This is a genomic window from Mesobacillus thioparans, assembly GCF_965138835.1.
Classification (GTDB): Bacteria; Bacillota; Bacilli; order Bacillales; family Cytobacillaceae; genus Mesobacillus; species Mesobacillus thioparans.
Window position 1 is genome coordinate 112,909 of the sequence record NZ_CBCSFH010000004.1, and the last position, 24,638, is coordinate 137,546.

23 protein-coding genes are annotated in these 24,638 nt (G+C 34.6%); 4 read left to right on the top strand and 19 right to left on the bottom strand.

Translation table 11 applies throughout. The features are described from left to right. Positions 1–234: 234 nt before the first annotated feature. From ACNAZ4_RS09155 to ACNAZ4_RS09185, 7 genes are all read right to left on the bottom strand, one after another. Positions 235–1,560, bottom strand: a complete 1,326-nt coding sequence (locus tag ACNAZ4_RS09155) for a CoA-disulfide reductase (RefSeq protein WP_415813973.1) — start codon at positions 1,558–1,560, stop codon at positions 235–237. Positions 1,561–2,110: 550 nt separating this feature from the next. After that, the gene (locus ACNAZ4_RS09160) at positions 2,111–2,617 is read right to left on the bottom strand and encodes a GNAT family N-acetyltransferase (protein WP_415813974.1); all 507 of its coding nucleotides are present in this window, start codon (positions 2,615–2,617) and stop codon (positions 2,111–2,113) included. A 370-nt stretch (positions 2,618–2,987) separates the two neighbouring features. Further along, a complete protein-coding gene (locus ACNAZ4_RS09165) occupies positions 2,988–3,521 on the bottom strand; it encodes an NADPH-dependent FMN reductase (protein ID WP_415813975.1) in 534 nt (177 codons plus the stop codon). 10 nt (positions 3,522–3,531) lie between these two features. Beyond that, positions 3,532–3,702, bottom strand: a complete 171-nt coding sequence (locus ACNAZ4_RS09170) for a hypothetical protein (RefSeq protein ID WP_415813976.1) — start codon at positions 3,700–3,702, stop codon at positions 3,532–3,534. A 126-nt stretch (positions 3,703–3,828) separates the two neighbouring features. After that, positions 3,829–5,124 carry a helix-turn-helix domain-containing protein gene (locus tag ACNAZ4_RS09175; protein ID WP_415813978.1) on the bottom strand — a complete coding sequence of 432 codons (1,296 nt, stop codon included), beginning with the start codon at positions 5,122–5,124 and terminating at the stop codon, positions 3,829–3,831. A 93-nt stretch (positions 5,125–5,217) separates the two neighbouring features. Beyond that, on the bottom strand, positions 5,218–5,790 hold the full coding sequence (locus ACNAZ4_RS09180) for an NADPH-dependent FMN reductase (RefSeq protein WP_415813980.1): 573 nt from the start codon (positions 5,788–5,790) through the stop codon (positions 5,218–5,220). Continuing rightward, positions 5,787–6,656, bottom strand: a complete 870-nt coding sequence (locus ACNAZ4_RS09185; RefSeq protein WP_415813982.1) for a hypothetical protein — start codon at positions 6,654–6,656, stop codon at positions 5,787–5,789. The genes ACNAZ4_RS09180 and ACNAZ4_RS09185 overlap by 4 nt, the downstream gene beginning before the upstream one ends. A 136-nt stretch (positions 6,657–6,792) precedes the next feature. Here ACNAZ4_RS09185 and ACNAZ4_RS09190 point away from each other — a divergent pair, with 136 nt between their 5' ends. Then, positions 6,793–7,512, top strand: coding sequence for a class I SAM-dependent methyltransferase (locus ACNAZ4_RS09190; RefSeq protein ID WP_415813983.1), 720 nt, complete (start codon positions 6,793–6,795; stop codon positions 7,510–7,512). A gap of 5 nt (positions 7,513–7,517) precedes the next feature. Then, positions 7,518–8,414 (top strand): LLM class flavin-dependent oxidoreductase, encoded by an 897-nt coding sequence (locus ACNAZ4_RS09195; RefSeq protein ID WP_415813984.1) that lies wholly within the window; start codon positions 7,518–7,520, stop codon positions 8,412–8,414. Between the two features lie 26 nt (positions 8,415–8,440). Here the strand turns inward: ACNAZ4_RS09195 and ACNAZ4_RS09200 are convergent, their stop codons facing one another. From ACNAZ4_RS09200 to ACNAZ4_RS09245, 10 genes are all read right to left on the bottom strand, one after another. Next, positions 8,441–9,712, bottom strand: a complete 1,272-nt coding sequence (locus tag ACNAZ4_RS09200; protein WP_415813985.1) for an MFS transporter — start codon at positions 9,710–9,712, stop codon at positions 8,441–8,443. Continuing rightward, entirely contained in the window at positions 9,687–10,769 is a 1,083-nt protein-coding gene (locus ACNAZ4_RS09205; RefSeq protein ID WP_415813986.1) for a pyridoxal phosphate-dependent aminotransferase, read from the bottom strand. Before ACNAZ4_RS09205 ends, ACNAZ4_RS09200 begins: the two co-directional genes overlap by 26 nt. 12 nt (positions 10,770–10,781) lie before the next feature. Next, entirely contained in the window at positions 10,782–11,453 is a 672-nt protein-coding gene (locus ACNAZ4_RS09210) for a class I SAM-dependent methyltransferase (RefSeq protein WP_415813987.1), read from the bottom strand. After that, positions 11,440–13,086 carry a hypothetical protein gene (locus ACNAZ4_RS09215; RefSeq protein ID WP_415813988.1) on the bottom strand — a complete coding sequence of 549 codons (1,647 nt, stop codon included), beginning with the start codon at positions 13,084–13,086 and terminating at the stop codon, positions 11,440–11,442. Before ACNAZ4_RS09215 ends, ACNAZ4_RS09210 begins: the two co-directional genes overlap by 14 nt. A 708-nt stretch (positions 13,087–13,794) precedes the next feature. Further along, complete coding sequence (locus tag ACNAZ4_RS09220) at positions 13,795–15,048, bottom strand: MFS transporter (RefSeq protein WP_415813989.1); 1,254 nt, start codon at positions 15,046–15,048, stop codon at positions 13,795–13,797. A 17-nt stretch (positions 15,049–15,065) separates the two neighbouring features. After that, positions 15,066–15,692, bottom strand: coding sequence for a Crp/Fnr family transcriptional regulator (locus tag ACNAZ4_RS09225; RefSeq protein WP_415813990.1), 627 nt, complete (start codon positions 15,690–15,692; stop codon positions 15,066–15,068). Between the two features lie 18 nt (positions 15,693–15,710). Continuing rightward, positions 15,711–17,072, bottom strand: coding sequence for a YcaO-like family protein (locus ACNAZ4_RS09230; protein ID WP_415813992.1), 1,362 nt, complete (start codon positions 17,070–17,072; stop codon positions 15,711–15,713). Beyond that, positions 17,062–18,600: a CocE/NonD family hydrolase gene (locus ACNAZ4_RS09235; protein ID WP_415813993.1), complete on the bottom strand. Its 1,539-nt coding sequence runs from the start codon at positions 18,598–18,600 to the stop codon at positions 17,062–17,064. The genes ACNAZ4_RS09230 and ACNAZ4_RS09235 overlap by 11 nt, the downstream gene beginning before the upstream one ends. Positions 18,601–18,611: 11 nt before the next feature. Continuing rightward, positions 18,612–19,250 (bottom strand): hypothetical protein, encoded by a 639-nt coding sequence (locus tag ACNAZ4_RS09240; protein ID WP_415813994.1) that lies wholly within the window; start codon positions 19,248–19,250, stop codon positions 18,612–18,614. Between the two features lie 617 nt (positions 19,251–19,867). Continuing rightward, the gene (locus ACNAZ4_RS09245) at positions 19,868–21,199 is read right to left on the bottom strand and encodes a CoA-disulfide reductase (protein WP_415813995.1); all 1,332 of its coding nucleotides are present in this window, start codon (positions 21,197–21,199) and stop codon (positions 19,868–19,870) included. Between the two features lie 129 nt (positions 21,200–21,328). Here ACNAZ4_RS09245 and ACNAZ4_RS09250 point away from each other — a divergent pair, with 129 nt between their 5' ends. Next, positions 21,329–21,538, top strand: a complete 210-nt coding sequence (locus ACNAZ4_RS09250; protein ID WP_415813996.1) for a hypothetical protein — start codon at positions 21,329–21,331, stop codon at positions 21,536–21,538. Between the two features lie 379 nt (positions 21,539–21,917). Continuing rightward, complete coding sequence (locus tag ACNAZ4_RS09255; RefSeq protein ID WP_415814192.1) at positions 21,918–22,838, top strand: glycerophosphodiester phosphodiesterase family protein; 921 nt, start codon at positions 21,918–21,920, stop codon at positions 22,836–22,838. Positions 22,839–23,115: 277 nt separating this feature from the next. On the opposite strand, the gene ACNAZ4_RS09260 is transcribed toward ACNAZ4_RS09255, so the two are convergent. Next, positions 23,116–24,363, bottom strand: coding sequence for a DUF4153 domain-containing protein (locus ACNAZ4_RS09260; RefSeq protein WP_415813998.1), 1,248 nt, complete (start codon positions 24,361–24,363; stop codon positions 23,116–23,118). A 51-nt stretch (positions 24,364–24,414) separates the two neighbouring features. Next, positions 24,415–24,630: a helix-turn-helix domain-containing protein gene (locus ACNAZ4_RS09265; RefSeq protein WP_041964742.1), complete on the bottom strand. Its 216-nt coding sequence runs from the start codon at positions 24,628–24,630 to the stop codon at positions 24,415–24,417. Positions 24,631–24,638 lie beyond the last annotated feature (8 nt).

Here is a 24,638-nt window from a genome sequence, read left to right on the forward strand (position 1 = left end):
TAGTTGCAGTTTTAAGAAATCGTGGATTAGCTTTTGTTTTTACTGTTTCCACTTTTTAAAACTCCTTTACTAATGATTCAAAATATCATTAATCATATTCTGCAAGTGTGAGAAAAGAATGAACTTTGGATTGAAATTTAATTTTTTGTACAGATCGTTCTCGACATTAAAAAAGCAATGGAACTAATCTCCATTGCTTATACGCTGATATTTAATGTGCCCAATTTTGCAAATCTACTCCACTCTCCTAGCCGCCTGCTGAACAGGATCCCAAACCCCGTTATAAGGCGGAACATACGCCAAATCTAAATCAAGCAGCTCTTCGGTCGTCATGGAATGGAATATGGCCGTCGCCAGGACATCGATTCGTTTATCGACGTCATTTTCTCCAATAATTTGCCCGCCAAGAACCTTATGAGTCTCTTTATGATAGACAAGTTTCAATTTCATTTTTTTATCATCCGGATAATAACCAGCGATATCAGATGCTGTAATGGTCACAGAGCCACAGGGGATGTTCAGCATGTTTGCCTCTTTTTCTGATAGCCCTGTTCTCCCGAGGGTTAGATTGAAAAACTTAATAATCGAAGTGCCTACAATTCCTTTAAACGTTTTATGTACATTAACCATGTTCAATCCGGCGATTTGTCCTTGCTTGTTGGCATGTGTTCCCAATGGGACATGATCATCCTTTTCTTTTACCCTGTGATATTGGGTGGCACAATCTCCTGCCGCGTAGACATCCTCAATACTGGTCTGCATATAGGCATTTACCTGGATCGCACCATTTCCTATTGTTTTAATTCCTTCTAAAAAGGAGGTATTAGGCTTCACACCTACAGCGACTAGCACCAAATCTGTTTCATACTCTCCTTTATCGGTTTTCACAGATTCCACATGGTCACTACCACCGAATGATTCCACGGATTCACCCATTTTTAACACAATGTTATGCTTTACTGCTTCTTCATGTATCAGTTCGGCCATGTCTGTATCAAATATTTTGGCTAATTGCTCATTTCTTTCAATGATCGTTACCTTCTTGCCGAGCTCCGCAAAACTTTCGGCCATTTCTAGCCCAATGTATCCGCCGCCAATCACGGTCACATTATGTATATCTCTATCCAGATAATCCATGATTGCTTTTGCATCAGGGATGGTCTTTAATGCGAAAATACCTGGAAGTTTCACGCCTTCCCATTTTGGAATAACCGGGCTTACACCAGTTGCAATCAGAAGGCGGTCATATGGCAGGCTGAACGTTCCACCATTACTATGGTTTACTCCACTTACCATTTTATTTTCTATGTCCACCTTTTGGGCTTCATGAAAGACGCGTGCATCAATGCCATATTTCTCTTTAAAAGTAGACGGAGTGCGAGCGATTAACTCATCTGTGGACTCAATCTTCCCGCTGATCACATAAGGCAGGCCACATTGACCGTATGAATACACGCCTCCTTTTTCCAATACAGTGATCTCATGTCCAGAGCTGTTCCGGACCATTTGCATCGCAGCACTCATACCCGCTGCATCTCCACCAATAATAAGTATCTTCATCTTCATCCCTCCATTCCTTGTGTATCCATTTATTGTTGAGTTTTAAACATTTATATCTGTATATTGGTGACTTTTGAAAATGCTGATTAATACCTCTTTCGCGAAAAACGTTACCGCCATCAATGTAACGGATTGGAGTTCTAGGATCCTCACACCTAGAGACGGTTCCACGGTCTCAAAGAATATAATGAGACATCGAACTCCCTTGTCCCTCGAAAAACCTCTTACTTAATTCAACAATCCGGAATCATATGATAAAGCTTCTCAAAATAACGTTCGGGAATTTCTTTTTCATAATCCCGGTAAAATAAACGATTTAAAGAATAAAATAAAAACAAGGGGCTTAAATTAAACTGTCCTTCCCCCTTGTTTTTATGAAACTAAGTATGTTATTTTCAATGGATACCTAAATCTTTCATTTTCTCTGGGACCTAATAAGTTACTGATGTTCTAATATTCTTATATTAAGGACTATCAGGGTAAGCAGAGCAACTAATTGTTCTTAACTTACTAGTAAAGGTGCCAAACAAAATCTATATTTAGACTATAATCATATTGCTCTGCAATACCTCAAAGACACATAATTATCATTATTCCCATTAGCGAAGCTTGTTTGTTCCTGGACAAATTGAAACTGTCTTGCCTCATAAAAAGGGATTCCTTTTGCATTTCCTTTGGCAACTGAAACCCACTGCTTATTTGCACCTTTACTTCTTTGAATCTCTGTTAAGGCTTGTAAAAGCTTTGTCCCAATTCCCTCTCTCTTGCGATTTGGATCTAAATATAGTACAAAGATTTCACTTTGTTCTTTACTGATAAGACCGCCACCTATTGCTCCAATAACTATATTGTCTTCTAATGCTACATACCAACCATCCCAGTCACTACTCGTATTCGTGACTTCATTATAAACCCTCTCATAATTGTAGAATTCGTTTATTATTCTTTCTATGTATTCATCTGAATATATCTTCATATATGTATCTCGATATCCTTCTGAACAAACCTTAATTATGCCATTTATATGTTCTAAATCAGACTTTTTAACATCTATCATAAAGATCCCCCTCATTGCCACGAAATGTAACGCTTTTAATGCGATGAACTACCCTAAGTGGGCATAATAAATAGTCTAGGTAGGTCACTTCCTAATTTTAAAAAAGGAAGATAACATTGGAGACTCAGTAATGGCCTAAAGTGAAGCTTACTTACTTCTTGTATGGAGCTTAATAAACTACAAAGGGGACCGAATAGAATTCAGTTCCCCTTTTTTTGTCAATAAACTGAACCGCCATAAAAGGAGGAAAATACATTAGAAAATAAAAGGAACTTTACTATCTATTTCTAGATGATCTATATAAACATCTCCTATTTCACCAAATGGCTCCCGGTTAATTGGCATATATTTTTTTAACATACTTTCCCTCCTATATACTAATGTTTTTTTTTGTTACTATTAAATGTTCTATAATTGAGTTAACTCTTTTAATATTTTCTTTATTGACCAAATGACCGGTGGTACTAAAATCTGCATCGTCGCAAACAATCTGGTTAGGAAGGACTATTGCATAAAATGCTCTTAAAACTGTTCGTAGATTGTTTAATGCGTTTATTCCTCCCTTTCCTCCACCTGCTACAGCTCCAATTCCTACAAATTTACCGCTAAAATATGTAGAATCTAGAAAATCAAAAGTATTTTTCAATGCACCACTCATAGCACTATGATACTCAGGGGTGCATATAAAAAATGCATCTGCTTCCTTAGCCAAGGTATCTAGTTTCTTATATGCTTCGGTAAACTTTTGCTCCACATTCCCATTAAAAAGAGGTAACATATCTTCGCCAACATCAAAATAAGAAACTTCTATACCTTTTTGAGTTAAAAGTTCTTTTACAATATAGGCAAGTCCCCGAGTTTTAGAAAGCTCCCTAGGGCTTCCATTAATAACCAACACATTCATGTAATCACTCCTAAGCTAATGCATCTGAATCAGATGATAAATCTCCTGCTGGAGGGGATAGAGGTCCTGGTTGGGATTCTGACGCTTGTTGAGTATCCACTTGAATATCACCCAAAAGATAAGAAATACCAAATAATAAGTTTAATGAAACTCCAATTAAGACAATTGACTTTTTTAACATGTTTTCTCCTCCTTGTTTTAACTTCTTACCTAAAGTTTAGTTGAGAAAATATGTTAAATGATAGAGGTAAAGTTAATTGAGTTTTCAATCAATTAAATACTTAAATTTTTGGGGAAATTTAACTATTTAGATATGGGCTATATTCACTGAAGAAAGTTTATCTTCGAGTGTTAAAGCGATTTTATAATAGTCTGCAGCCTTTTTATATGCGCGGATATCATAGAAGTGATTTGCTAATTCCGTTGCTAATTTGTTAACTATAAAGTCTTGCTTTAATTCAATACCTTTATCAATAATCTGTTGCATTTCCTTTTCGTATGTATAATAATCTTTTCTGATAAAGTCACCTTTGGCTTTCATAGCTTTAAGTTCTAGTAGGACATAATTCAAATTTTTCCGTTCAGCAATTTCAATCGCTTCCAAAAGAAGAGAATGCACAGTATCCCATTGTTTTCTTTCTTGATAGATTTCAATCAAAGTTTTTAGTGAATATACTTTTTCCTCATCCAAATTTAATAATGTGTTTATTTTAATACTTTCCTTAAAATGCGATATGGATTTATCAATTTCTCTAAGGCCTTGGTAAACCCGTCCCAAATTATATTCGATCATAGCATTTAAGTGCCTATCTTTTTCTGTATCAATATACTTTTTTGCTTCTAATAAATGTTCTAACGATTTCTTATAATCTTTTATTAGGTGGAATTGTACCCCTCTTGTTATTAGAACTTTACCAAGATTTTCACTATCTTTTAGCTTTAGAAAAATCTCATATGCTTTTTTTGAGTAATACAAAGATAAAGTTTTGTTTTTTAATATCCTTTGCTTAACAAGACTAAGATTGTAATATAGTTTTGCATTAGGAAGAGTATCTTCTTGGTTTATCAAGCCCTCAGCTCTGGTAAAGAATCGATCCGCTTCACTATAAGTTTGATATAAATAAAATAAGGTTCCACATGAAATAAAATAAGCAGTAAACACTTCATTATACTCGTAATCAAATCTATCTGGGATTACATTTTTTGATATCTCGTAAATCTCCTTTGCTTTACTAATATCTTTTTTATCAATATGAAATGAAATTAGAAATGTGAAAATTTGTACGATAATATGGGTTTTGTGAGGTTCCTTAGAACTCATGTTTATAAAAGTGAAATCATCTTCAGATATATACTTTGAAGTTTTATATTCGTCTATTAATTGAATGATTTTTTCCTCTTTTTCAGAGAAATTTTCGTTCAATAAGTCATTTATAGTGATATTCAATCTTCGTGATATTTTTTCCAAAAACGATTTTGATGGTTTGATCTTTCCATTCTCAATTCGACTTAAGTAAGTAACAGAACTGATACCCATTACTAATTGATCTTGAGTCATTTTCTTATGAATTCTAAGTTGTCTTATTTTTTCTCCAATGAGCATTGTGTTAACCACCTTTCTTAAGAGTCTCCTGATTCCTTCATCATAACAAAAAAGACATTTATTTTACAATAAATGTCTTTTCTTGGAAAGATATCAACTTTTTGTTTTCCCAATTGAAATATTCTTAAATATGTAGGCACTTCTTGCCATATCGATACCTAGAGCATCTAATATATCATTATATCTGTCGCTTTGATTCTTATCTGTTTCTGAAAAGACTTGATGACTAAAGGGTATTTGTACATGCTTTGGCAATACCCAGCATCCGCATCTCAATAAAATTGTTTGTAAATGGTAAACAGTATTTGAAGCAGAGGTATCTCCTGCTACCCCTAGAACACCCACAACTTTTCCTCGTAAGTAATCTGGACCCAGGTAATCAAGGGCATTTTTAATGATTGCTGAGTAACTACCATTATACTCAGGAGAGGCAAATATCACTCCGTCTGACTGCAATACCTTTTCTCTTAAAGTATGAACTGAATCTGGATAAGTAGTTTGATCCGATCTACCATCCCTAAAGGGTAAATAACACTCTCTCAAGTCAAAAATTTCAGTATCTGCTCCTCTATATTGAGCTGCCTTCATAGTACGAACTAAGGCTTTTTCAGTAGTTGAGTCCTTGCTCATACTTCCAAGGATACCCAGTAGTTTGACATCGGTCATAACCCAGCCTCCTGTTTATCACAGCCACATCCAGGAACTGAAAGTATTCTAGATAATTTTTTTTCTTTGGTGGAAAAATTCAAAGACAGCTGATTTTTAAATAAATAGTGATTCATTAATGGTAACTGCGAGATATCTTCTATTAATAGAGTCAGATTATTTTTTAACCAATTTAATTGTTCTTTAGGTAACAGACCCTGTGGTGTGATTTTATTTTCTAGTGCTTGCCATACCGATTTAGTTAAATCGACATCTCGACTTGCTGCTAACATTCGCTTTTCATAACAATTGAAACAGATAGTTCCACCAAAAACAGGTCCTACCCTAAGATTAATTCCGTCAAAAAAAACTGGAATCCATAAAGAACTATTATGCTTAGCTTGTTCACTTATTTCTTTAAAATAAGAATAGTTAAAAAAGGCAGAACAGGCTAACAAAATTTCTTGCTGCTCACGCGAAGTGGGTTCAATACCAAGATCCTTAAATAAACCAGTAGAGTTTTGATTAATAACTACAGATAAATTTTGAGAAGAAAATACCTCTTCAACCACTTCGACATCAACTAATGACTTAAGAACACTAATCAGTTCACTCCTAATTTCATGATCTTCTATGAGTATCCCATCATCAAGAAATTCCCAAATTTCTTCCAAACCTTTATTCTTTGTATTCACTTTAAATAATTTTCCTGATCCACTCTGAACATAGCAATCTCCATTTTCATCTTTGAAAAAAAAGGTACCCATCGGTATTGAAAAACTAGAATTTTCAGCTCCATTAGTATGAAAATTAAAATTTGCATTTCCTAAAAAAAATGTATCTCCAGAAATTAGAGAATTAAATTTATCTGCTTTAGTAGTCAACACTTGCCTTCCCTCCTAGTTAACTGAATTTATCATAATCTTATATTTTTATTATTTATAAATCGGTGTTGCAGAACACAGATTAGATGATTTCTTTATAGGTACGATAATAGTAAACAAGAGAAGGCGGGAAGTGTTAATGGAAGTAGTAAAAGAACAGTGGCTTAGGTTGCACGAAGATGTATCTAATAAAATGATCGAGATTTCTAACATTCAAAATTACACTAAAGCATTAGACTTATGCACTGGCACAGGTTTTATCCCTAAGATGTTAAGAATAAATTATGATAACATTCATTCAGTGGTTGGAATAGATAATGATCCTACTCTTATAAAATCACTAAAAAACACCAGTGAAGATGACATTACTTGGATATGTAGTGATGTGGAGAAATACTCTTTTCCAAAGACAGACATAATCTTTTGCAGCTTTGGATTTATGTATATAAATAAAACAAAAAAACTTTTACAGGCAATAGAGAATTCTCTTTCTGCAGATGGTGAGATGATTATTTCCTTGTGGGACAATTTTGGTCCTGAACATCTGTATATAAAAATAAAAAATATTCTATATGATTACTTGGGGTTAGATAAACAATCTATTAATGAGTCTCCCATAAATAATTATCGAGTCTTATTAAAACAATTCTTCCCAAATATTATTGAGATTCCTCTCACTTATACAATCGAACATAAAAATTATAAAGAATTCATTAACTTCCTTATTGAAAGGGAGCTTCATTTCTTACCAATTGCACAGAAAGAACAATTATATCAAGCTGTTTTAGAATTCAACCTTACTAACGATTCCTTTATTGAAGAAGCAAATGTCAGAATCTTGATAGCTAAAAAGAGGTGATTTGAATGACAATGCAGCTATTACAAAATAATCTAAATATCAGTTTGATGTTGCCACTTGACCATCATAGTTTAAAACACGAACACCAAGAAGAGCTTATAACTTTAGCTGATTTCATGGGTTACCATGGAATTTGGGTTAGAGATATCATTATGACACCCACTGATTCAACGGATATTGGAACTGGATATGAGATCATGACTTATTTATCTTATTTAGCCGGAATAACAAAAAACATTCGGTTAGGAAGTGCAGTTTTGTCAACCTTATGCAGGGATGAAATTATTACTGCAAAGCAAATAGCAACCATTGACCAGTTATCAAAAGGCAGATTAGATATAGGCTTCGGCTACGGAGATCGCGGATTGGAACTTAATTATTTTGGGATGAACCAAAAAGAAAAAGACAAATATTTCCATTCTAAGATCCACACTATACAAAGCATCTTAAAAAAAGGTTTTATTGAAAGTAAGGGGCTGGATAAAGGGATTGTTTCCCCTCCTCCATATCAAAAAAACATTCCTTTTTGGATAGCAACGAAGTCTTTAAAAATTACCAATAACCAGTTCGAAAATTATCTCTCTTATTTTTGTCCATTAGACTCATTTAAAAAAGAAACAAAACCAAACACAAATTCTAACCAAGAAAAAGGGATGCTTTTTTGGATTTCTTTAACGGATCCGGATTTAACACCTATTCAAAACTATGATTTGCAAGAAAACTTCCCTGTATTGAGAGGGACATCAGCAGAAATTCTAAAAATACTAAATGAATATAGAAAATTAGGCTTAACACTAGGAATTGTCAATTTTGTCGGCCCATCTGATATAAAACAACAAATGGAGCGGTTTTCTGAAAAAATCCTTCCAAAGTTAAAAGTACACAATGTCCTTACAACATAAAAAAAGACCAAAATGGTCTTTTTTCTTTATCCTTTTTGAAGGAATTGTTTGCTCTTAATTAAAAAATCTCCCTTAGTCATTCCTTTTTTGTAGAAAATCAACCCAAATACTGCAAAAAGCATTAAACCTATTCCACCAGTGGAAAAAATTGAAAATATCCCAATGAAACTAATAATTGGACTAATAACTGCCATCGATACTGTATCACTAACATAGTTCATGGTAGAAGAAGTACTATAAATTGTACCTAGTTTTTCCGATGGAACATTTTCTTGTATGATTAACAGTCTGGTTAACCCTTGTGCAGCCTGCCCTATACCGATTGAAGCAGCCGCAAAATAAATGAATAATAAATTTGTATGAGGAGCAAATCCTATTATGGAAAGCCCTAACCCCCAAAAAAATAACCCGAGAGTAAATATAATGTAGTTCTTGTAATTCTCGATCAAACCTAAGCTGAAAGAGGTAACAAGAGATACACCACCAACTATTCCCATAATAATGCCATAAATGGAGATATCGACTTTAAACTCTTCTTTTAATAAAATTGGTAAGCCAATCCTCCAGATCCCAGTATTAATTAGAATAGCAAGAGAAGATCCTAAAATTGGAAGTAAAACCACTTTATTTACTTTAAGAAAGGAGAATGTTTCTTTTAAGTGATAGAGTGTGTTTGAGTTTTTGTGCGTAGAAATTACTTTCTTATGAGTGTATTGCAACAAAATATGTGAAAATACAGCTATCGAATAACAAATCCCCGCCAATGTAAATAAATGAATCTCACTAAACAACTTTAAAAAAATGGCAAATGTCATCGGAACAACAATAGAAGTCCCCCGTTGAATGGTATCAAGAAGAGCATTGGCAGACTTTAATTGTTTTTTTCTCACAAGATCAGGAAGGATAGAACGGAATGCTGGTTCTGAGAAACAGTCTAAGCTAGATACCAAAATAGCTATTATTAAAAGTATCCAGAAATTTAAAATATTATTTAGGTACAAAATAGGTGTTATAAAAATCAATGGAAGTTTTACAAGATCCGAGTATATAATCATCCTTTTTCTGTTCCAAGTATCTGCTTTTATACCGCCATAAATACCAAGCACTAAAAATGGTAAAGTCTCTGCTATAGCCATCAAGGATAAGTATGTTGCTGAATTGTTTGTTATTTTCATTGTCATCCAAATTAATTCAGTACCAAAGAAGATATAGCCGCACATTGTAAAAAATCTCCCACTAAATAAAAGTGAGAAATCTTTTTGTTTAAAAAGCTTATAATAAGATTCTTTCATTTTCATTTAATCTCTCCTCATAACAATGAATAAATCTTTTAATGCCTTCTTTAAGAGAAATTGATTCTGTTGCACAGTTAATTCTAATAAATCCTTCTCCACTACTTCCAAATGCGCTTCCTGGCATGACTGATACATAATAACTTTCCCTGCATATATCCACAAACTCTATAGAGGAAAGACCGGTTTTCCTTATATCAATCCATAAAAAGAATCCTCCAGCTGGTAACTTGGCATCTATTCCTTTTAATTTTAGCTCCTTGATAGCTGTCAGCATATTTTTCAAAACAAAATTACGACTTTCGTCCAAATATTCGCTTTTGGCTCTTAATGCACCAATTGCTGCACGTTGGCTAACCGTACTTGTACTAAGTTGAAAATTCCATATATACTCACTGATATTTTTGGCCCATTCACTATTTGGAGTAATAATATAGCCAACTCTAAAATCTGCCATCGAATAAGTTTTTGAAAAACTAAAAACCCTAAAAACATTTTCTCCTAATTTTAGAGATGTATCATCATCAGAGAATAGAAAATTCACAAAAGAGTCATCGACTATAATGTAATGATCACGTAACTTCTCAAAGATCAAATCCCATTCGCTATTAGAAAGCACCAATCCATTTGGGTTGTTTGGAGAAGTAATGATAAAAGCTGCCTTTTCTTTATCTGTGTACCTTGAAAGACTATTTAAGAAGACTTCTTTAGTATCATATTTGTATGGTATTAGATTAATATTAGAGATTCTGTCCATCTCCTGATAAGGAGGAAACCCTGGGTCTGGAAAGTAAACATTCTTTATACCTTTTTTCGATAATGCACTAATAACACTATTTAGAGCCATTAGTCCGCCCGAAGTAATAACAATCTGCTCACTATTTATTTCAGGATGTGTCTGTAATGTAATAAGATGCCGTAAGGCTCCGTTTCCACTAGGTTCCTCATATTCACAGTAACCATTGGTTATATATTTAATTGCCTCTGATTTTACTTCTTTAGGGGGAGGAAAAGATGGCTCCCCATAATCTAATCTAATTACTTGAGAAAAAAAATCGTTCATATAATTCCCCCCCTATATCTTTTGTGCCACAGATAATCCATATTGATCAACATTCAAGTTATAATTCTTCCTGAAAAAGTTTTTATTGCTTGTAAAATCTATATAAGGGACTAAATCATTTTTAAACTTCTCTTCATTAATATCATGTGCAATCACAAGTGCATTTGACTTTAATTTTGGATAGGCTGCTTTCAATACATCTATATAACACTTCTTACCATCTTCTAATGTATCAATATCGATATAGAGAAGATCAATTTCCCCTTGATAATTCTTTATCCACGATATGGCGTCTTCATTAAGACATGCAACGTTTAGAGTACCTATTTTATTGAAATTTTCCTGGGCTTTTTCTATAGCTTCCTTATCAATGTCTAAACCTATAATCGATCTAGCAGAATCCTTTTTAAAATACTGATCTCCCGCTATCCAGGCCATTGCATGACCAGTGTATATTCCAGCCCCTACCATAACTTTTGGTGAAGTTGATCCAATTGCAAATAAAAGTCGTGATACTATTTTTGTAATACTCGTTTTGGGTACAAAAAAGTCTTTTTCTAAAACTGATAAATACTGATAAAACTTTTCTGGATCATAGGATGCTTCGTGTTGGTTTAAACTAAACTTTTCTATAATTTTGGAAACTGCTATATCTAGCTCATTATAACTACTAACCGCTAACAATTTTTTCCCCTCCCTTATGAGTTAAAGCTTTATTTAAATCTATTTCCGGTACAAATGACAAATCAATATAAGGTACATAAGACCTTAGCTTTATATGTGGAAATCTAGATATTTCTAAGTTGGTGTTAAGTTGTGATAAAGCTTCCTTAAACTCTTCTTCTGTTTGGAAATCTTTAAGATCTCCAGATAGAGTTCGACCCTTTATAAAGAAATCTTCAGCTGCAGAATATTGTTGCTTTTTTGCTTCTAAGAAACCTTGAGCAAAATATATATTCAACAAATGAAATTCATTTTTTTCTATATTAGAAAGGTTATTAGCTCTCTCAAGGTATTCGCTAGCCTTATTTAGGTCACCTAATTTTATATATAGTAGCCCTATTCGGTAACTTAAAGCTTTTTCTGCATCGTTATACTCTCCATCATTTAAGAGGGGACCAAATGCTCTCTTCCAAAAGTCTATGGCTTTTTCATATTCATTAAGGATTTCTAATAAAAAAGCAATATTGGCTAACAAATTAAATTTCAAATAAGCGATTCGTAAATTAGTTTCATTTTTAAGCAGTGTGTATGCTTCTATTTCATGTTTTATGATTTCTTGCAGCTCTTTTTCTTTTTCCTTCTTAGGGAGTTTGCTAGCTCGAATTGTTTTTGCCAGGCTCAATCCATTTATTAACCAAGCTTTTTCATGCTTGAACTCTGGAGTGTCTTCCCATTGGGTATTAATAAGTGTTATTGCCTCTTCCAATAGTTGTAAGGATTCACTTATATTCTGTTTTCTTTTAGTAAGACATAACGATTTTATATATTTATTACAACAGGTTTCCAAAACAGATTCACTGCTATCTATGGCCTTGTTTAAAAATTCAATAGCATTATCATATTGGCCTAGATTGGCTTCTATAACTCCAAGATATCGATAAGATAACTGTTTAGAAATAAAGGGATCATGATCCTTGAGGAGTTTATTTAAAATCAGGATTGATAACTCAAAGTTTTGTTCAATTAAGCTTGCATTTAAAACAATTTCGTTATAGGAGGCATCTTTTAAGGAAAAATCAGATTCCTTTAATTCAATTTGACTAGGTTTCTCTTGTCTTAAAGCAATAGCTTTACATAACTGAAGTCTTGTTTTTAGCAGTTGAGACGATAGAGAATTATCTTCTGAAACTTCCCGATTATAAATTAATCGTATAGAGAAGTTGTGATTGGAGGATAATCTGTTGATGAGATTAATAATCATCATAGAAGGTCTATCTATAAATTCTGCATTATTTATTCTTAATTCTACAATTTCATTGTTTCCAAGGGAGATATATGCTAAAATATCTTTAAAAAAATTCGCAATGTTATTAATAACCCTTGCTCGTTTGATATGATGTCTACTTAAACGTAAAGTTATAGCCTGTATCTCCAGGGTAGCAAGAATATTACGGTATTCAGGATTACTGATCTCATTGCCGTAATAATAAAGGACCCTTGAAATGTCACCAGCATATTGACTTTCAATCTCGGCAAAAATAGCTGAAGGTACTATTTCCTTACAGATTGTATACAGTTGATTAACTGCAGAAAAAGATATCAAATTATTTTCTATATTTAATTGTATTTCTTTAATACTGACAGCTTGATCCATGTTATCACCTCTTATGAAAATAAACCGGTGCGGCAACACCGGTCTATTGATATTTTTTACAATGAAATGAACATTTTTACCATTTAACAGCAGCGGAGGCAAGCTCTAATTGCTCGCTGCTGATTTTTTCCTTGGCTACTTCTTTTAGAAAGTCATCCAGCTTTAACTCTTCCATATTNAGATCCTCCTTACCATTTAATAGCTGCAGATGCTAATTCCAACTGCTCGCTGCTGATTTTTTCCTTGGCTACTTCTTTTAGAAAGTCATCCAGCTTTAACTCTTCCATTTTTAATAACCTCCAGTAATTATTTTTCGTCATTTTCCCATACGAATGGGTTGTGGACTAACGCATGGTGACAAGTTACCATGTTCGTTTTAATATCCGTTACTTCTTCAACCTTTTTGTTTTCCTCACCGATCAGCAATTCCTGATTCTCCATGTTTTTCACCTCNTTTAAAGAGAGTGTTTNCANNATTTATTTTTCGTCATTTTCCCANACGAATGGGTTGTGGACTAACGCATGGTGGCANNTTANCATGTTCGTTTTAATATCCGTTACTTCTTCAACCTTTTTGTTTTCCTCACCGATCAGCAATTCCTGGTTCTCCATGTTTTTCACCTCCTTTAAAGTGTTTTTCACTTTATCAACCTTATCAAAATGTTTTTGATAGCTTTATATTACCTGCTTGTAAACAGCTGGGTTGTGTTATAGAACACCTTTCGGATAAATTTCTTTCATATTTTTTTCTTGGCCAATCGTAGTATCTTCTATAGAAGCTTTACTGACATATAATCCAGCAAATGCCAAAATAAAAATAATAGTTAAGACGAAGAAAGAATAGAGTATACTAAACGATCCATTTAATACTGTAAATAGACCAATTAACATTAGACGGATAACTGTACCAAATGCTGATAAATAAGCATTTGTTCTTCCCATTAATTCTGAAGGGATTTTACTCATAAGAATTGTATTCCTGGTAATAATGTTCCAAGTAGTAAATATACTGATAACACTTAATACTATTAAGAAAAGAAAGGTACTCTTCACAAAAATAAGTGTGCCAAACAAACCTGATAGAGCTATCATTGAAATTTTTAATAAGGTAAAATCTTTTAATTTCTTCGATAGGATTGGTATACCTACTCCCGCTACTAGAGCTCCGATGGCAGAGTAAATACTCAGTAAGCCAAGTATGGAAGCATCTGCATTTAAAACTTTAACAATATAAACCGGGTGTAAATAATTTGCAATTAATGAAACTAAAAAGGGAAAGAAGGAACATATTAAAAATAATGTAAACAAAGGACTTGTTCTAAAAAATTGAAGTCCTTCTCTTAAATCACTAACGACTGATTTTTTTGTTACAAGTGATTCTCTTTTAACAAATTGATACGGAATCATACTTATCAGTACAAATCCTATTAAATAGGTTATAAAGTTAAAGAAAAGAAGATGGTATAAATTGACTTTATCTAATAGAAGCGTCGTAACTCCACCAATTAACAATATTGAGATTTGCCCTTGTACTTCGAGCGCATTATTAACTTTTTTGTACTCTTCTGTTTTAAATGCTTCTTGTACAAAAGCAAATCTCGTCTGATAAAAGAAGTTATAATACAATGATCCAATTATATAAACCAAAACTATAATCCATATGGAAGTGGATGTTGAATAAAGCCACTGAACTAAACCCAATAAGCCAGCTGCTATACAGCTTGCTCCCTCTAGAATTAGGAATATTTTTTTTCTCGAAAAACGATCTAAAAGTACCCCTACGTAAGGTGAAGAAAAAAATGTAAGGAAAGTAACCAAAAACATTAAGTATCCATAGAGTTGATCACCATTTTGTTTGTTTATTAGAAACCAAGGAATGGAAATCATAGTTATGCCAATTCCAAGAGAGCTAACTAAATTTGCTATTACGAGTTTAACCAAACTAAAGTTTTTATTTTTCAATATTCTCTACTCCTTACTTATGAAATTAATGAATCAGCCATCTCGTCTTGAAAAAGGTACTCATTCACTTCAATGAGCCTTTTACCATCCCGGCGAATGTAAGATATTTTGTTTTCTTTTTTCAATTGATTTAGAACTTTTGTGACTGTCGCACGAGTGGACAAAACGGTACAGGCAATTTCTTCATGTGTAATTGGTAAGGTGATTATTCTATTGTTATCTGATTTTTCACTAAATTCTTTACATAGATACATCAAGAAATTAATAACTCTTTCTTCCACTAATCTTTTCCTTTGCATAATATTAAGCTGCTGGATCCTTAATGAATTTTTTCGAAGTCGATTTAATATATTGATTGTCAGGTTGGTATTTTTCTCTATACTTTCCCAATTTAAAAAAGAGATTTCTGAAAAATCTTCAACTCTTAGTTCAAAAAGTGCAGAAGAACTCTTTGGGATTTCAATAACCCCACCTTCTCCATAGATATCCACTAAAACCTGATTACCATCTGCACTTATTTCCCATAAATAGACAATGCCTTTATTAATAAAATATAAATTACCTTCCTCTAGCGAGATTACAGATTTCTTATTAAAGCTTCTGGTTATATGGTTAATTTGTATATTTTCAAAATGAAAGGACATAATCATACCTCCTAATTTTTAGCTATGGGGTAAAGGGTAGAGATTAATTTCTTTGTTAGTTTCCCAACCAAGTTTTTTAGGTACTTTATACAATCTATCTGGACCAAGAAAAGGGAATGCGGTAGGTGCATTAGGAATTAAGCCAGGTACTAATGTTCTTGTAACATGCAGGCCAACCTCTTTTATATCAGATGTAGTTATATCAACATATAAACACTCTAAGTCTAAGTCATTTAAATTTTTTAAAATCTCATCAAAACCACGGTTGTAATTCCCTTCAAAAAATGAGGAATTTACTTCTTTAGCATTCGTGATGAAGTTCAACTTCTCATGGGTTGATATATCAAGGTAATATTGTAAATTGTGGAATAAGTCACCCATATCCCTAAAATCATCACGGAAAGATTTTTTATAGGATCGATCCCTTCTATAATGTGTAAGAGCCTTATCATTTAATATCCCATCTTCTGCGGCAAGCCAAGTCTGACTGAAAGGATCAAGAAGACTTGAAGCCACATTGTGTAACTGAAATGTTTCAGCAAGTGATTTAAGAACAGATTCTACTGGACTATGCCTTGCAGAAAACCCCATTAACTTTAAATCAAGTTGTGAATCAATCATTAGAGCTCCAGTTACAGGAGTATTAATATCAGTGTTTAAAGGTATTACTTTGTAACTGATTCCTGTGTCTTCCTCCTCTGTCTCTAACAACCTTTTAATTTGTTCATGAGAATTAATGTCTAGAGCATTAAGATGTGGCTGCCACGCCCACCACATAGCGGTTGCATCTCTCTCGATTAGTTCTAGAAGACCTGAGGTTATGGACGACTCAATGGTATTTCCACAGGCCACTCCAGAAAAAATTACAAAATTTGTTAGTGGTTCTGTTTTTATCCGATCTTTATTATAGTAGTTAATAAAAACTAGCGAGGCTGGTATCCATACATTTTGCCTTTGAGTTAGTGAGTATCCCTCCACCCATTCAATAGGCAAGTCTCGGGTCATTGGGATAAATGGAAACCCTTTTTGTTTATATTGCATGTGAGAATATAAAGGAATCTGCATGGGATCTAACAAAGTATATCCTTTTCTCTTCAGTGAGTTATAACTCCCCTTAATAAGGTTTCTTTGAATATAATTTCCAGAATAACGTTCTATCGCTTCCCCGATTGCTGCATATTTCGCCTTATCACTATCAAAGTGAGTACCACCAGCAATACGATCTGACTGCATTCCATTGAGGATACTTCCATTAGAAACTGACGCATTCCAGCTAACCGCTTTTTTGGGAAGTCTGTTACAGTAAGTTGTTTTATTAAGACTTGTTATAATCCCTACTCTTGGATCTACAACGGCATTATAATCGGTTTTAAAATTCATATTGGTACCTCTCTATTGGAAAATTAGTTTTTGGTAAAGTTATATTAGAAGGAAAGTCCCTGTTTATAAATATTGTGTTAGTTGCTTTTTCATAAGAACTACTGTAATCCGAGTCTATTTTATTTAAGTTCCTTGAATATCTTGGGAATGAACTGTTTGTGATAGAAATTCTAAGTTGATTAGATGCTTTAATCGTATGAGCGATGGGTTTACATTCTATTGAAATCAATTTAATTTCCTCATTATTCAGTAAGCTCCTGGCAACACCATGAGTAATGTAAATTGATTCTCCTGTTTGTGAATGAACTTCAGTTAAATAGACAAAGAAATCGGATTGAGGAGATGATGACTGAACATAAAGCTCTATTCTGACCTGCCCCATTATTGTAGTATCGCTCTGGAAAGGTTCTAAAGTGAAGTTAATCATATCCTTACGCTGTTCTAAATCATTCCTTCGTGACGGATACTCTCTTGAAGGACAAGGGACTTCCGGATTGTATTCAATAGATAGGTTCTCTTTTTGCTCATTCCCCGTTAAATAAGAGGTCTCGCTTAATAACTTTATTTCATTTGAAATATTTTCAGAGGGCCAAGAATCCGTTGCAATCCATGTATTCGTTCCAGTTACATATAATAAGACCTTTGGATACCTAGAGTTCCCTAAGTTTTTTAACCAGTCTTCCTCTATAACGCCCAATGGGATATTTCCACCCGGATAACGCATATCAAAACTAACATCTCTGTTTATTTCATGTTCCCAGGGGCCAATTATGATAGTCTGATTTTTATTTTTTTGTAATAGCTTTACATAATTATCAATTGTTTGTTTAATAAATGGATCAAACCATCCGCCAATATGCATTGTCGGTTGCTTTATTCTAGCTAAATTTAATTGTTCGACAACGTTACTTTTGTCAAAAAGTCGCTTCCAATTAGAAAGCACCATAGGAAAAAACTGATTTAGTGTTGAGACCGGTATGTGCATTAAGAGACTTTGATCTTCTGATATAGTCTTATATAGAAGTTCCTCTTTACTGTCTTTTGAACTGCCAAATGATCCATCCCACCAAACTCGATCGGAAAGATGGAATATACCACTGGGATCAAATGCTGTTTCAAACAATCCCATAGCTGGAACCATTGTAATTAGCGAAGTGATTAAACCTGTAAAGTCATTTTGTGCAAGGGCAAAGGCAGTGAATGCTCCATAGGATCCTCCTATTAGGAATACTTGCTCACCACTCCATGTTTGCTTTTGCAGCCATAGGAGAGTGTTTAATCCATCTTTCCCTTCATTTTTGTATGGCACCCATTCTCCATCAGACATAAATTTACCTCTTACATCTTGAGCAACAAATGCAAATCCTCTTGAAGCCCAAGCCATCGCTTCTTCTTTGAACCGAATTTTATTGTATGGTGTTCTAGTAAGAATTACGGGAAAAGGTCCATATTCTTTCGGCAGACAAATTAAAGTAGACAATAAAACACCATCTGGCATTGGACACCATGTTTCTGTTAATACGCACATATCCTTAACCCCTAAAAAATACTGTTTATCCACTGTGTAAATAAAAGAGAATACTGATTCTTTTCTTGGTCTTCCATTAAAATAAATGTTTCTTCTTCCAGATGGCTGACAATAGAACTGGTGATTTCACCATGAACGTCCAATAAGTTTTCTCCATTTTTTAATAATATCGTTGCCTCTCTTATTACATTTTCTAAGAATTCTTCAGTAATATTACTTTTACACTCAAATGAGAAGCCTATTGCTAGATAGGATTCAATATTTTTCTTGCGCAAAATCCCCTTTAAATATTGAGCAACATCTTGGTCTTCATTAATAACTTTTTTGCACAAGAACCTACTTTCCTCAGAATCAAATATATATAATCCCGGGAGGTCAATATCTTCTACTACATTTGGGTGCAAAATAATTGCAAAAGGAAAAATCCCCGAGAATTGATCAACATGGACTTGGGAGATTTCGTATAAAATTTGACCTAAAATATTTTTATGAATGATGGGATGAACAATCGCTTTCTCATAAATCGCCTTTTTTTGTATCACGCATGGGATTTCAAATTGAGCATCATGCAATTGGATTAAGGGCTCTAATGATTTTACTTTTTTTACAAAGACCTTTAATTTATTTAACTCACTATTTATTGTTGTCATTTAATCGCCTCCTCTTTTCATTATTTATATAAAGAGTACGGTTTTCATTTTGTTAATAACAAGAAGTTAAATTAGATGTTTTCTCCTGGTAATTATTCATAAAAAAAAAGCATAATTTAACAAAATAATGCTCCATAGCTCAACGCCTCATAAACTTAATAAATATATAATTTCAAACAACCCACCTTAATGAGCAAGATTATATAATGATTAAATGTTTGCTTATTTCTATTAGTTTTATTGGAACTTAGATTCGAATACCCATAAGACTTACAAATAACTGTTTTTAATCAATATCTGCAAAATGCAATTGCATTTCCAAATAATAAAAGACAGCTGAACAATTCCGCTGTCTCTCAGAATTACATATTTCGATGTAATTAATTCGCTGCACATGATCGAATGCCATGTGATTGATAACGGAAACTTTAACTAATTTCAACAAACCTGCATATCAAAAAAGCTCCTTAAAAACTCTAAAATCCTACCCAAATTAAAAAAACTGACATTTTTAAACGTCAGTCTAGGATCTTTTAACATGGAACCGTAAATTTTATTTATAGTTATATATTGATCTATTCCAAAGGGTCGACAGTATTTATTCATAGTATCCCCACCTACTCCACTCTCCTAGCCGCCTGCTGAACAGGATCCCAAACCCCGTTATAAGGCGGAGCATACGCCAAATCTAAATCAAGCAGCTCTTCGGTCGTCATGGAATGGAATATGGCCGTCGCCAGGACATCGGTTCGTTTATCGACACCATTTTCGCCAATGATTTGCCCGCCAAGAACCTTATGTGTCTCTTTATGATAGACAAGTTTCAATTTCATTTTTGTATCATCCGGATAATAACCAGCGATATCAGTTGCTGTAATGGTTACAGAGCCACAGGGGATGTTCAGCATGTTTGCCTCTTTTTCTGATAGTCCTGTTCTCCCGAGGGTTAGATCGAAAAACTTAATAATGGACGTGCCGACAATTCCTTTAAACGTTTTATGTACATCAACCATGTTCAATCCGGCGATTTGTCCTTGCTTATTGGCATGTGTTCCCAATGGGACATGATCATCCTTTTCTTTTACCCGGTGATATTGTGTGGCACAATCTCCCGCCGCGTAGATATCCTCAATACTGGTTTGCATATAGGCATTTACCTGAATCGCACCATTCCCAATGGTTTTGATTCCTGTTCCTTCTAAAAAGGACGTGTTCGGCCTCACACCTACAGCGACCAGCACCAAATCTGTTTCATACTCTCCTTTATCGGTTCTCACAGATTCCACATGGTCACTCCCTCCAAATGCTTCCACGGATTCACCCATTTTCAGTACAATGTTATGCTTTACTGCTTCTTCATGAATCAGTTCTGACATGTCTGGATCAAATATTTTGGCTAATTGCTCATTCCGTTCAATGATGGTCACCTTCTTGCCGAGCTCCGCAAAGCTTTCGGCCATTTCAAGCCCAATGTACCCACCGCCAATCACGGTCACGTTATGTATATCTCTTTCAAGATAATCCATTATCGCTTGTGCATCAGGGATGGTTTTTAGCGAAAAAATACCTGGAAGTGTCACGCCTTCCCACTCTGGAACGACCGAGCTTACACCAGTCGCAATCAGAAGGCGGTCATATGGAAGGCTGAACGTTCCACCATTACTATGGTTTATTCCACTTACGATTTTATTTTCCACATCTACCTTTTGGGCCTCATGAAATACCCGTGCATCAATGCCATACTTCTCTTTAAAAGTAGATGGAGTGCGAGCGATTAACTCATCCGTGGACTCAATCTTCCCACCGATCACATAAGGCAGGCCGCATTGTCCGTATGAATACACGCCTCCCTTTTCCAACACAGTGATCTCATGCCCAGAGCTGTTTCGGACCATTTGCATCGCAGCACTCATACCCGCTGCATCTCCGCCAATAATAAGTATTTTCATCTTCATCCCTCCATTCCTTGTGTATCCATTTATTATTATGTTTTAAACATTTATATCTATATATAGGTAACTTTAGAAAAATGCTGAAGGCAGCAGATGGTCAGTATCAGGTTCAAGGTGCTTATTTTGATGAAGAGATACATAGTGGTAACCTTTAAACATTTCTTTGAACAGCAAGAGCAAGAAGCATTCCCAGATTTTCGTGTCAGGTACTATACAATCAGGGAAATCATTCATTCTTTTGTTGCAGCTGGCTTTCACCTGCAAAAATTCGAAGAACATCGTGGGTGGAATGGAGGAAATACCCCTTGGGAATTTACTATTGCTGCGTATAAATAATCTAGCATGCAACCGTTGTTTAAGGAAGAATTTGTGCGCTATTTTGGTGGAGTTCAGGTTGTCGAATAACATGTAAGGAAATATCAGCAAATTTAAGCTAATATAGTGAATAAGTTCAAAAGGGTGGATTTTATGTGAATTAGAGGAGCAAAGATGACGGATTCGAGTGAAATTACAAGATTATCGTATCAACAAGGTTACACCATTTCAGAAGCTATTATGCTGAATTCCTTATTAAACAAACGGGGCAATTAGTTCAATAATAATACTTCTGAATGTGTTGCTGCTAACTCTTATAAAAAAAGGGGAATTTAATCAAGTGAAAGTTAAAAAAATAGCAAAAAAAGCTTTATTCATTATTCTATTTCTGACTTTATTTATGTTTGTTAATAATAGTTCCCTCTTTACAAAGGAACGTAGTGGTAAGCCTATTCTTCTAGCACATCGTGGCTTAGGACAGACCTTCCATATGGAAGGGATTACGGGAGAAACATGTACGGCTGAGAGAATTTACGAACCAGAACATCCCTATATTGAGAATACCACTCCTTCCATGAAAGCTGCATTTGGAGAGGGCGCAGACATTGTAGAAATTGATGTCCAACCTACTAAAGATGGGGAATTTGCGATTTTCCATGATTGGACACTCGATTGTAGAACTGAAGGGAAAGGCACCACGCGAGAGCATTCAATGAAAGAACTGAAACAACTGGATGTTGGGTACGGATATACAGCTGACAACGGGAAATCCTTTCCTTTTCGGGGCAAGGGAGTAGGATTAATGCCTACACTTGATGAAGTATTGGCTGAATTTCCAAACGAGTCTTTTCTAATCCACATTAAAAGTGATGATCCAGAGGAAGGAAGCCAATTAGCCCATTATCTTTCGAAATATCCTAATAAAAGATTAGAAGGTCTCACAGTCTATGGTGGGGACCAGCCTATTGCTGCCCTAAAAGAAGCAATGCCAGACATGCGGGTCATGTCTAAAGAAACGCTTAAAAGTTGTCTGCTTCCATACATAGCAGCCGGCTGGACAGGATATATTCCATCGGCATGTGAAAATACGCAGTTACACATACCAGAAACCTATTTTTCTTATTTATGGGGAAATCCAGACAAATTCCTAAATAGAATGGAGAGCGTGGGTACTAGAGTCATCCTTGTTGCTGGTGATGGCGGGTGGTCAGAAGGGTTTGATAAAAAACAAGATTTGGAGCGTCTGCCTGAAGGATATACTGGTGGAATATGGACTAACCGTATTGATATTATATCCCCAATTATTAAGGAAGAAGAATAGTAAGCTCTGATTTTAGTTCAACACAATTCAGTAAATTCATTAGTAATATGGTTATTATTTACTATTTACCAGGAGGGACAGCATTTAACGTGTTTGGCTTTGTTTTACCTAGGATACCTCCAATTTTTCTCTTTTTTTAAAAATTTTTATGGTAATGATAAATCAGTATTCAGATTACACTAAAGTAAAAAAGAAACAAAGGGACGGTTCCAACGTTTCATAAACTGTTAAAATACACAATTTACTGATACAAAAGAACCGTCCCCACGCTTCTTCACTAATTGAAAATGGCAGGAAACCCGAATATAACGAAAGCCGCCCAAAGTCCGTAGACCGGCAAATACTTGGTAATGGCTTCTTGGATATCTGAAGGTCCAGATTTGTTTTGCAAATAACGCAAATAGGAGAGCATGATCCAAATAAGATTGGCCCAGATAAGTAGGTTTACTCCTAAGACAGCTACTCTGTTAGGCGAAACCCCAAAAGTAGAAAGTCTGAAAACAATCGCTGACAACGCCACACTGTCAATGATGAGTGCAAGAGCAATTAAGGCGAAATTTATATAATGAGAAATGTTCTTTTTCTCGTCTGAGTCACTTTCGGTTATGGAAAATATGGTAATGGCCAGTATACCAAGGAGTATTCCATTGAAGGCTATCAAGAAATTCCGATCCAGGAATGGATTTTTTCCGACCCATATTACCGTTATAAGATAGACTAACAATGTGATCAGGACAAGAGGACTAAAAATCTTGGCTATATATGGAGTAATATTCTTCGCTAGCTTAAGATTCATTGATACCAGGTATGTAGCCACAATAGCAAGAGCGGCAGCACCGAATAAAACGACATTGCTAAAATAGAAGTCCTCTATATTCAGGCCAATAAAGCTAAATAACTGCATGGTTAGTGCCGCTAGAATTATTCCGCTAACTGCCATGCTGGTATAGAGAATACCAAATTCCAAATTAAATTTAATATATGCTAATCTTGTGCTTCCTTTAGAGTATTCATTTCCTGTAAATGCAAACCCTGCCAAGACCCACAAAAATACGGGAAAGTGCAAATAAACAAGTATGATACTGTCTTTATCATTTAATGGAAGCGTATTAAGATAAATCCCGGGAATGAGGAACAATGCTGCAAGGGTATAAATAATCCTTTTTCTAGGAGTATTATTGTAAACAAAATAGGCAGCTATAAAGGGGATTATACCAAAAGCCAGGTTAATCGGAGCAATGGCTTCCTGTTCGACAAAATAGAAAATGATCCGGGTGCTGATTCCGGCCAAAATGGCCAGCAGGCCCATTATGAAGAACCTTTTTTGAAAAAAGAGAGGTTTATCTGTATTTGCCGTCTCCCTGAAATGCAATCTTTCATACCAAACACGAAGAATATGAGAATCAGGATTTTGTTCCCATGCCTGTGAGAATGATTTTTTGAAGGCTTTAGGATCTTTTCTATACATTCTCTCCAGCTCATGAGGATCAGCCATATTTTCAATTATCGAATTATTAATGTTCATCGTTTTACCTCCCCTAATAACCTACCTGTATAGCACGTTCCTCCACATTGATTAAACGTCTTCATCACTTTTGTATTCCAAAATATCTCCCGGCTGACAATCCAAAGCCTTACAAATTGCCTCTAAAGTGGATAACCGAATGGCCTTTGCCTTTCCATTTTTCAATATTGAAAGGTTCGCCATTGTAATCCCAACCTTCTCCGACAGTTCTGTTACGCTCATTTTCCTTTTTGCAATCATTACGTCAATATTTATGATAATGGCCATTGTTTACA

Excerpts from the sequence above, each read along its gene's own strand:
- ACNAZ4_RS09160 (WP_415813974.1), bottom strand. The coding sequence starts at position 2,617 with ATGATAGATGTTAAAAAGTCTGATTTAGAACATATAAATGGCATAATT.
- ACNAZ4_RS09190 (WP_415813983.1), top strand. The coding sequence starts at position 6,793 with ATGGAAGTAGTAAAAGAACAGTGGCTTAGGTTGCACGAAGATGTATCT.
- ACNAZ4_RS09215 (WP_415813988.1), bottom strand. The coding sequence starts at position 13,086 with ATGGATCAAGCTGTCAGTATTAAAGAAATACAATTAAATATAGAAAAT.
- ACNAZ4_RS09225 (WP_415813990.1), bottom strand. The coding sequence starts at position 15,692 with ATGTCCTTTCATTTTGAAAATATACAAATTAACCATATAACCAGAAGC.
- ACNAZ4_RS09205 (WP_415813986.1), bottom strand. The coding sequence starts at position 10,769 with ATGAACGATTTTTTTTCTCAAGTAATTAGATTAGATTATGGGGAGCCA.
- ACNAZ4_RS09170 (WP_415813976.1), bottom strand. The coding sequence starts at position 3,702 with ATGTTAAAAAAGTCAATTGTCTTAATTGGAGTTTCATTAAACTTATTA.
- ACNAZ4_RS09250 (WP_415813996.1), top strand. The coding sequence starts at position 21,329 with ATGAAGAGATACATAGTGGTAACCTTTAAACATTTCTTTGAACAGCAA.
- ACNAZ4_RS09165 (WP_415813975.1), bottom strand. The coding sequence starts at position 3,521 with ATGAATGTGTTGGTTATTAATGGAAGCCCTAGGGAGCTTTCTAAAACT.
- ACNAZ4_RS09195 (WP_415813984.1), top strand. The coding sequence starts at position 7,518 with ATGACAATGCAGCTATTACAAAATAATCTAAATATCAGTTTGATGTTG.
- ACNAZ4_RS09230 (WP_415813992.1), bottom strand. The coding sequence starts at position 17,072 with ATGAATTTTAAAACCGATTATAATGCCGTTGTAGATCCAAGAGTAGGG.
- ACNAZ4_RS09175 (WP_415813978.1), bottom strand. The coding sequence starts at position 5,124 with ATGCTCATTGGAGAAAAAATAAGACAACTTAGAATTCATAAGAAAATG.
- ACNAZ4_RS09265 (WP_041964742.1), bottom strand. The coding sequence starts at position 24,630 with ATGGCCATTATCATAAATATTGACGTAATGATTGCAAAAAGGAAAATG.
- ACNAZ4_RS09255 (WP_415814192.1), top strand. The coding sequence starts at position 21,918 with ATGTTTGTTAATAATAGTTCCCTCTTTACAAAGGAACGTAGTGGTAAG.
- ACNAZ4_RS09155 (WP_415813973.1), bottom strand. The coding sequence starts at position 1,560 with ATGAAGATACTTATTATTGGTGGAGATGCAGCGGGTATGAGTGCTGCG.
- ACNAZ4_RS09200 (WP_415813985.1), bottom strand. The coding sequence starts at position 9,712 with ATGAAAATGAAAGAATCTTATTATAAGCTTTTTAAACAAAAAGATTTC.
- ACNAZ4_RS09245 (WP_415813995.1), bottom strand. The coding sequence starts at position 21,199 with ATGAAAATACTTATTATTGGCGGAGATGCAGCGGGTATGAGTGCTGCG.
- ACNAZ4_RS09240 (WP_415813994.1), bottom strand. The coding sequence starts at position 19,250 with ATGACAACAATAAATAGTGAGTTAAATAAATTAAAGGTCTTTGTAAAA.
- ACNAZ4_RS09180 (WP_415813980.1), bottom strand. The coding sequence starts at position 5,790 with ATGACCGATGTCAAACTACTGGGTATCCTTGGAAGTATGAGCAAGGAC.
- ACNAZ4_RS09260 (WP_415813998.1), bottom strand. The coding sequence starts at position 24,363 with ATGAACATTAATAATTCGATAATTGAAAATATGGCTGATCCTCATGAG.
- ACNAZ4_RS09235 (WP_415813993.1), bottom strand. The coding sequence starts at position 18,600 with ATGTGCGTATTAACAGAAACATGGTGTCCAATGCCAGATGGTGTTTTA.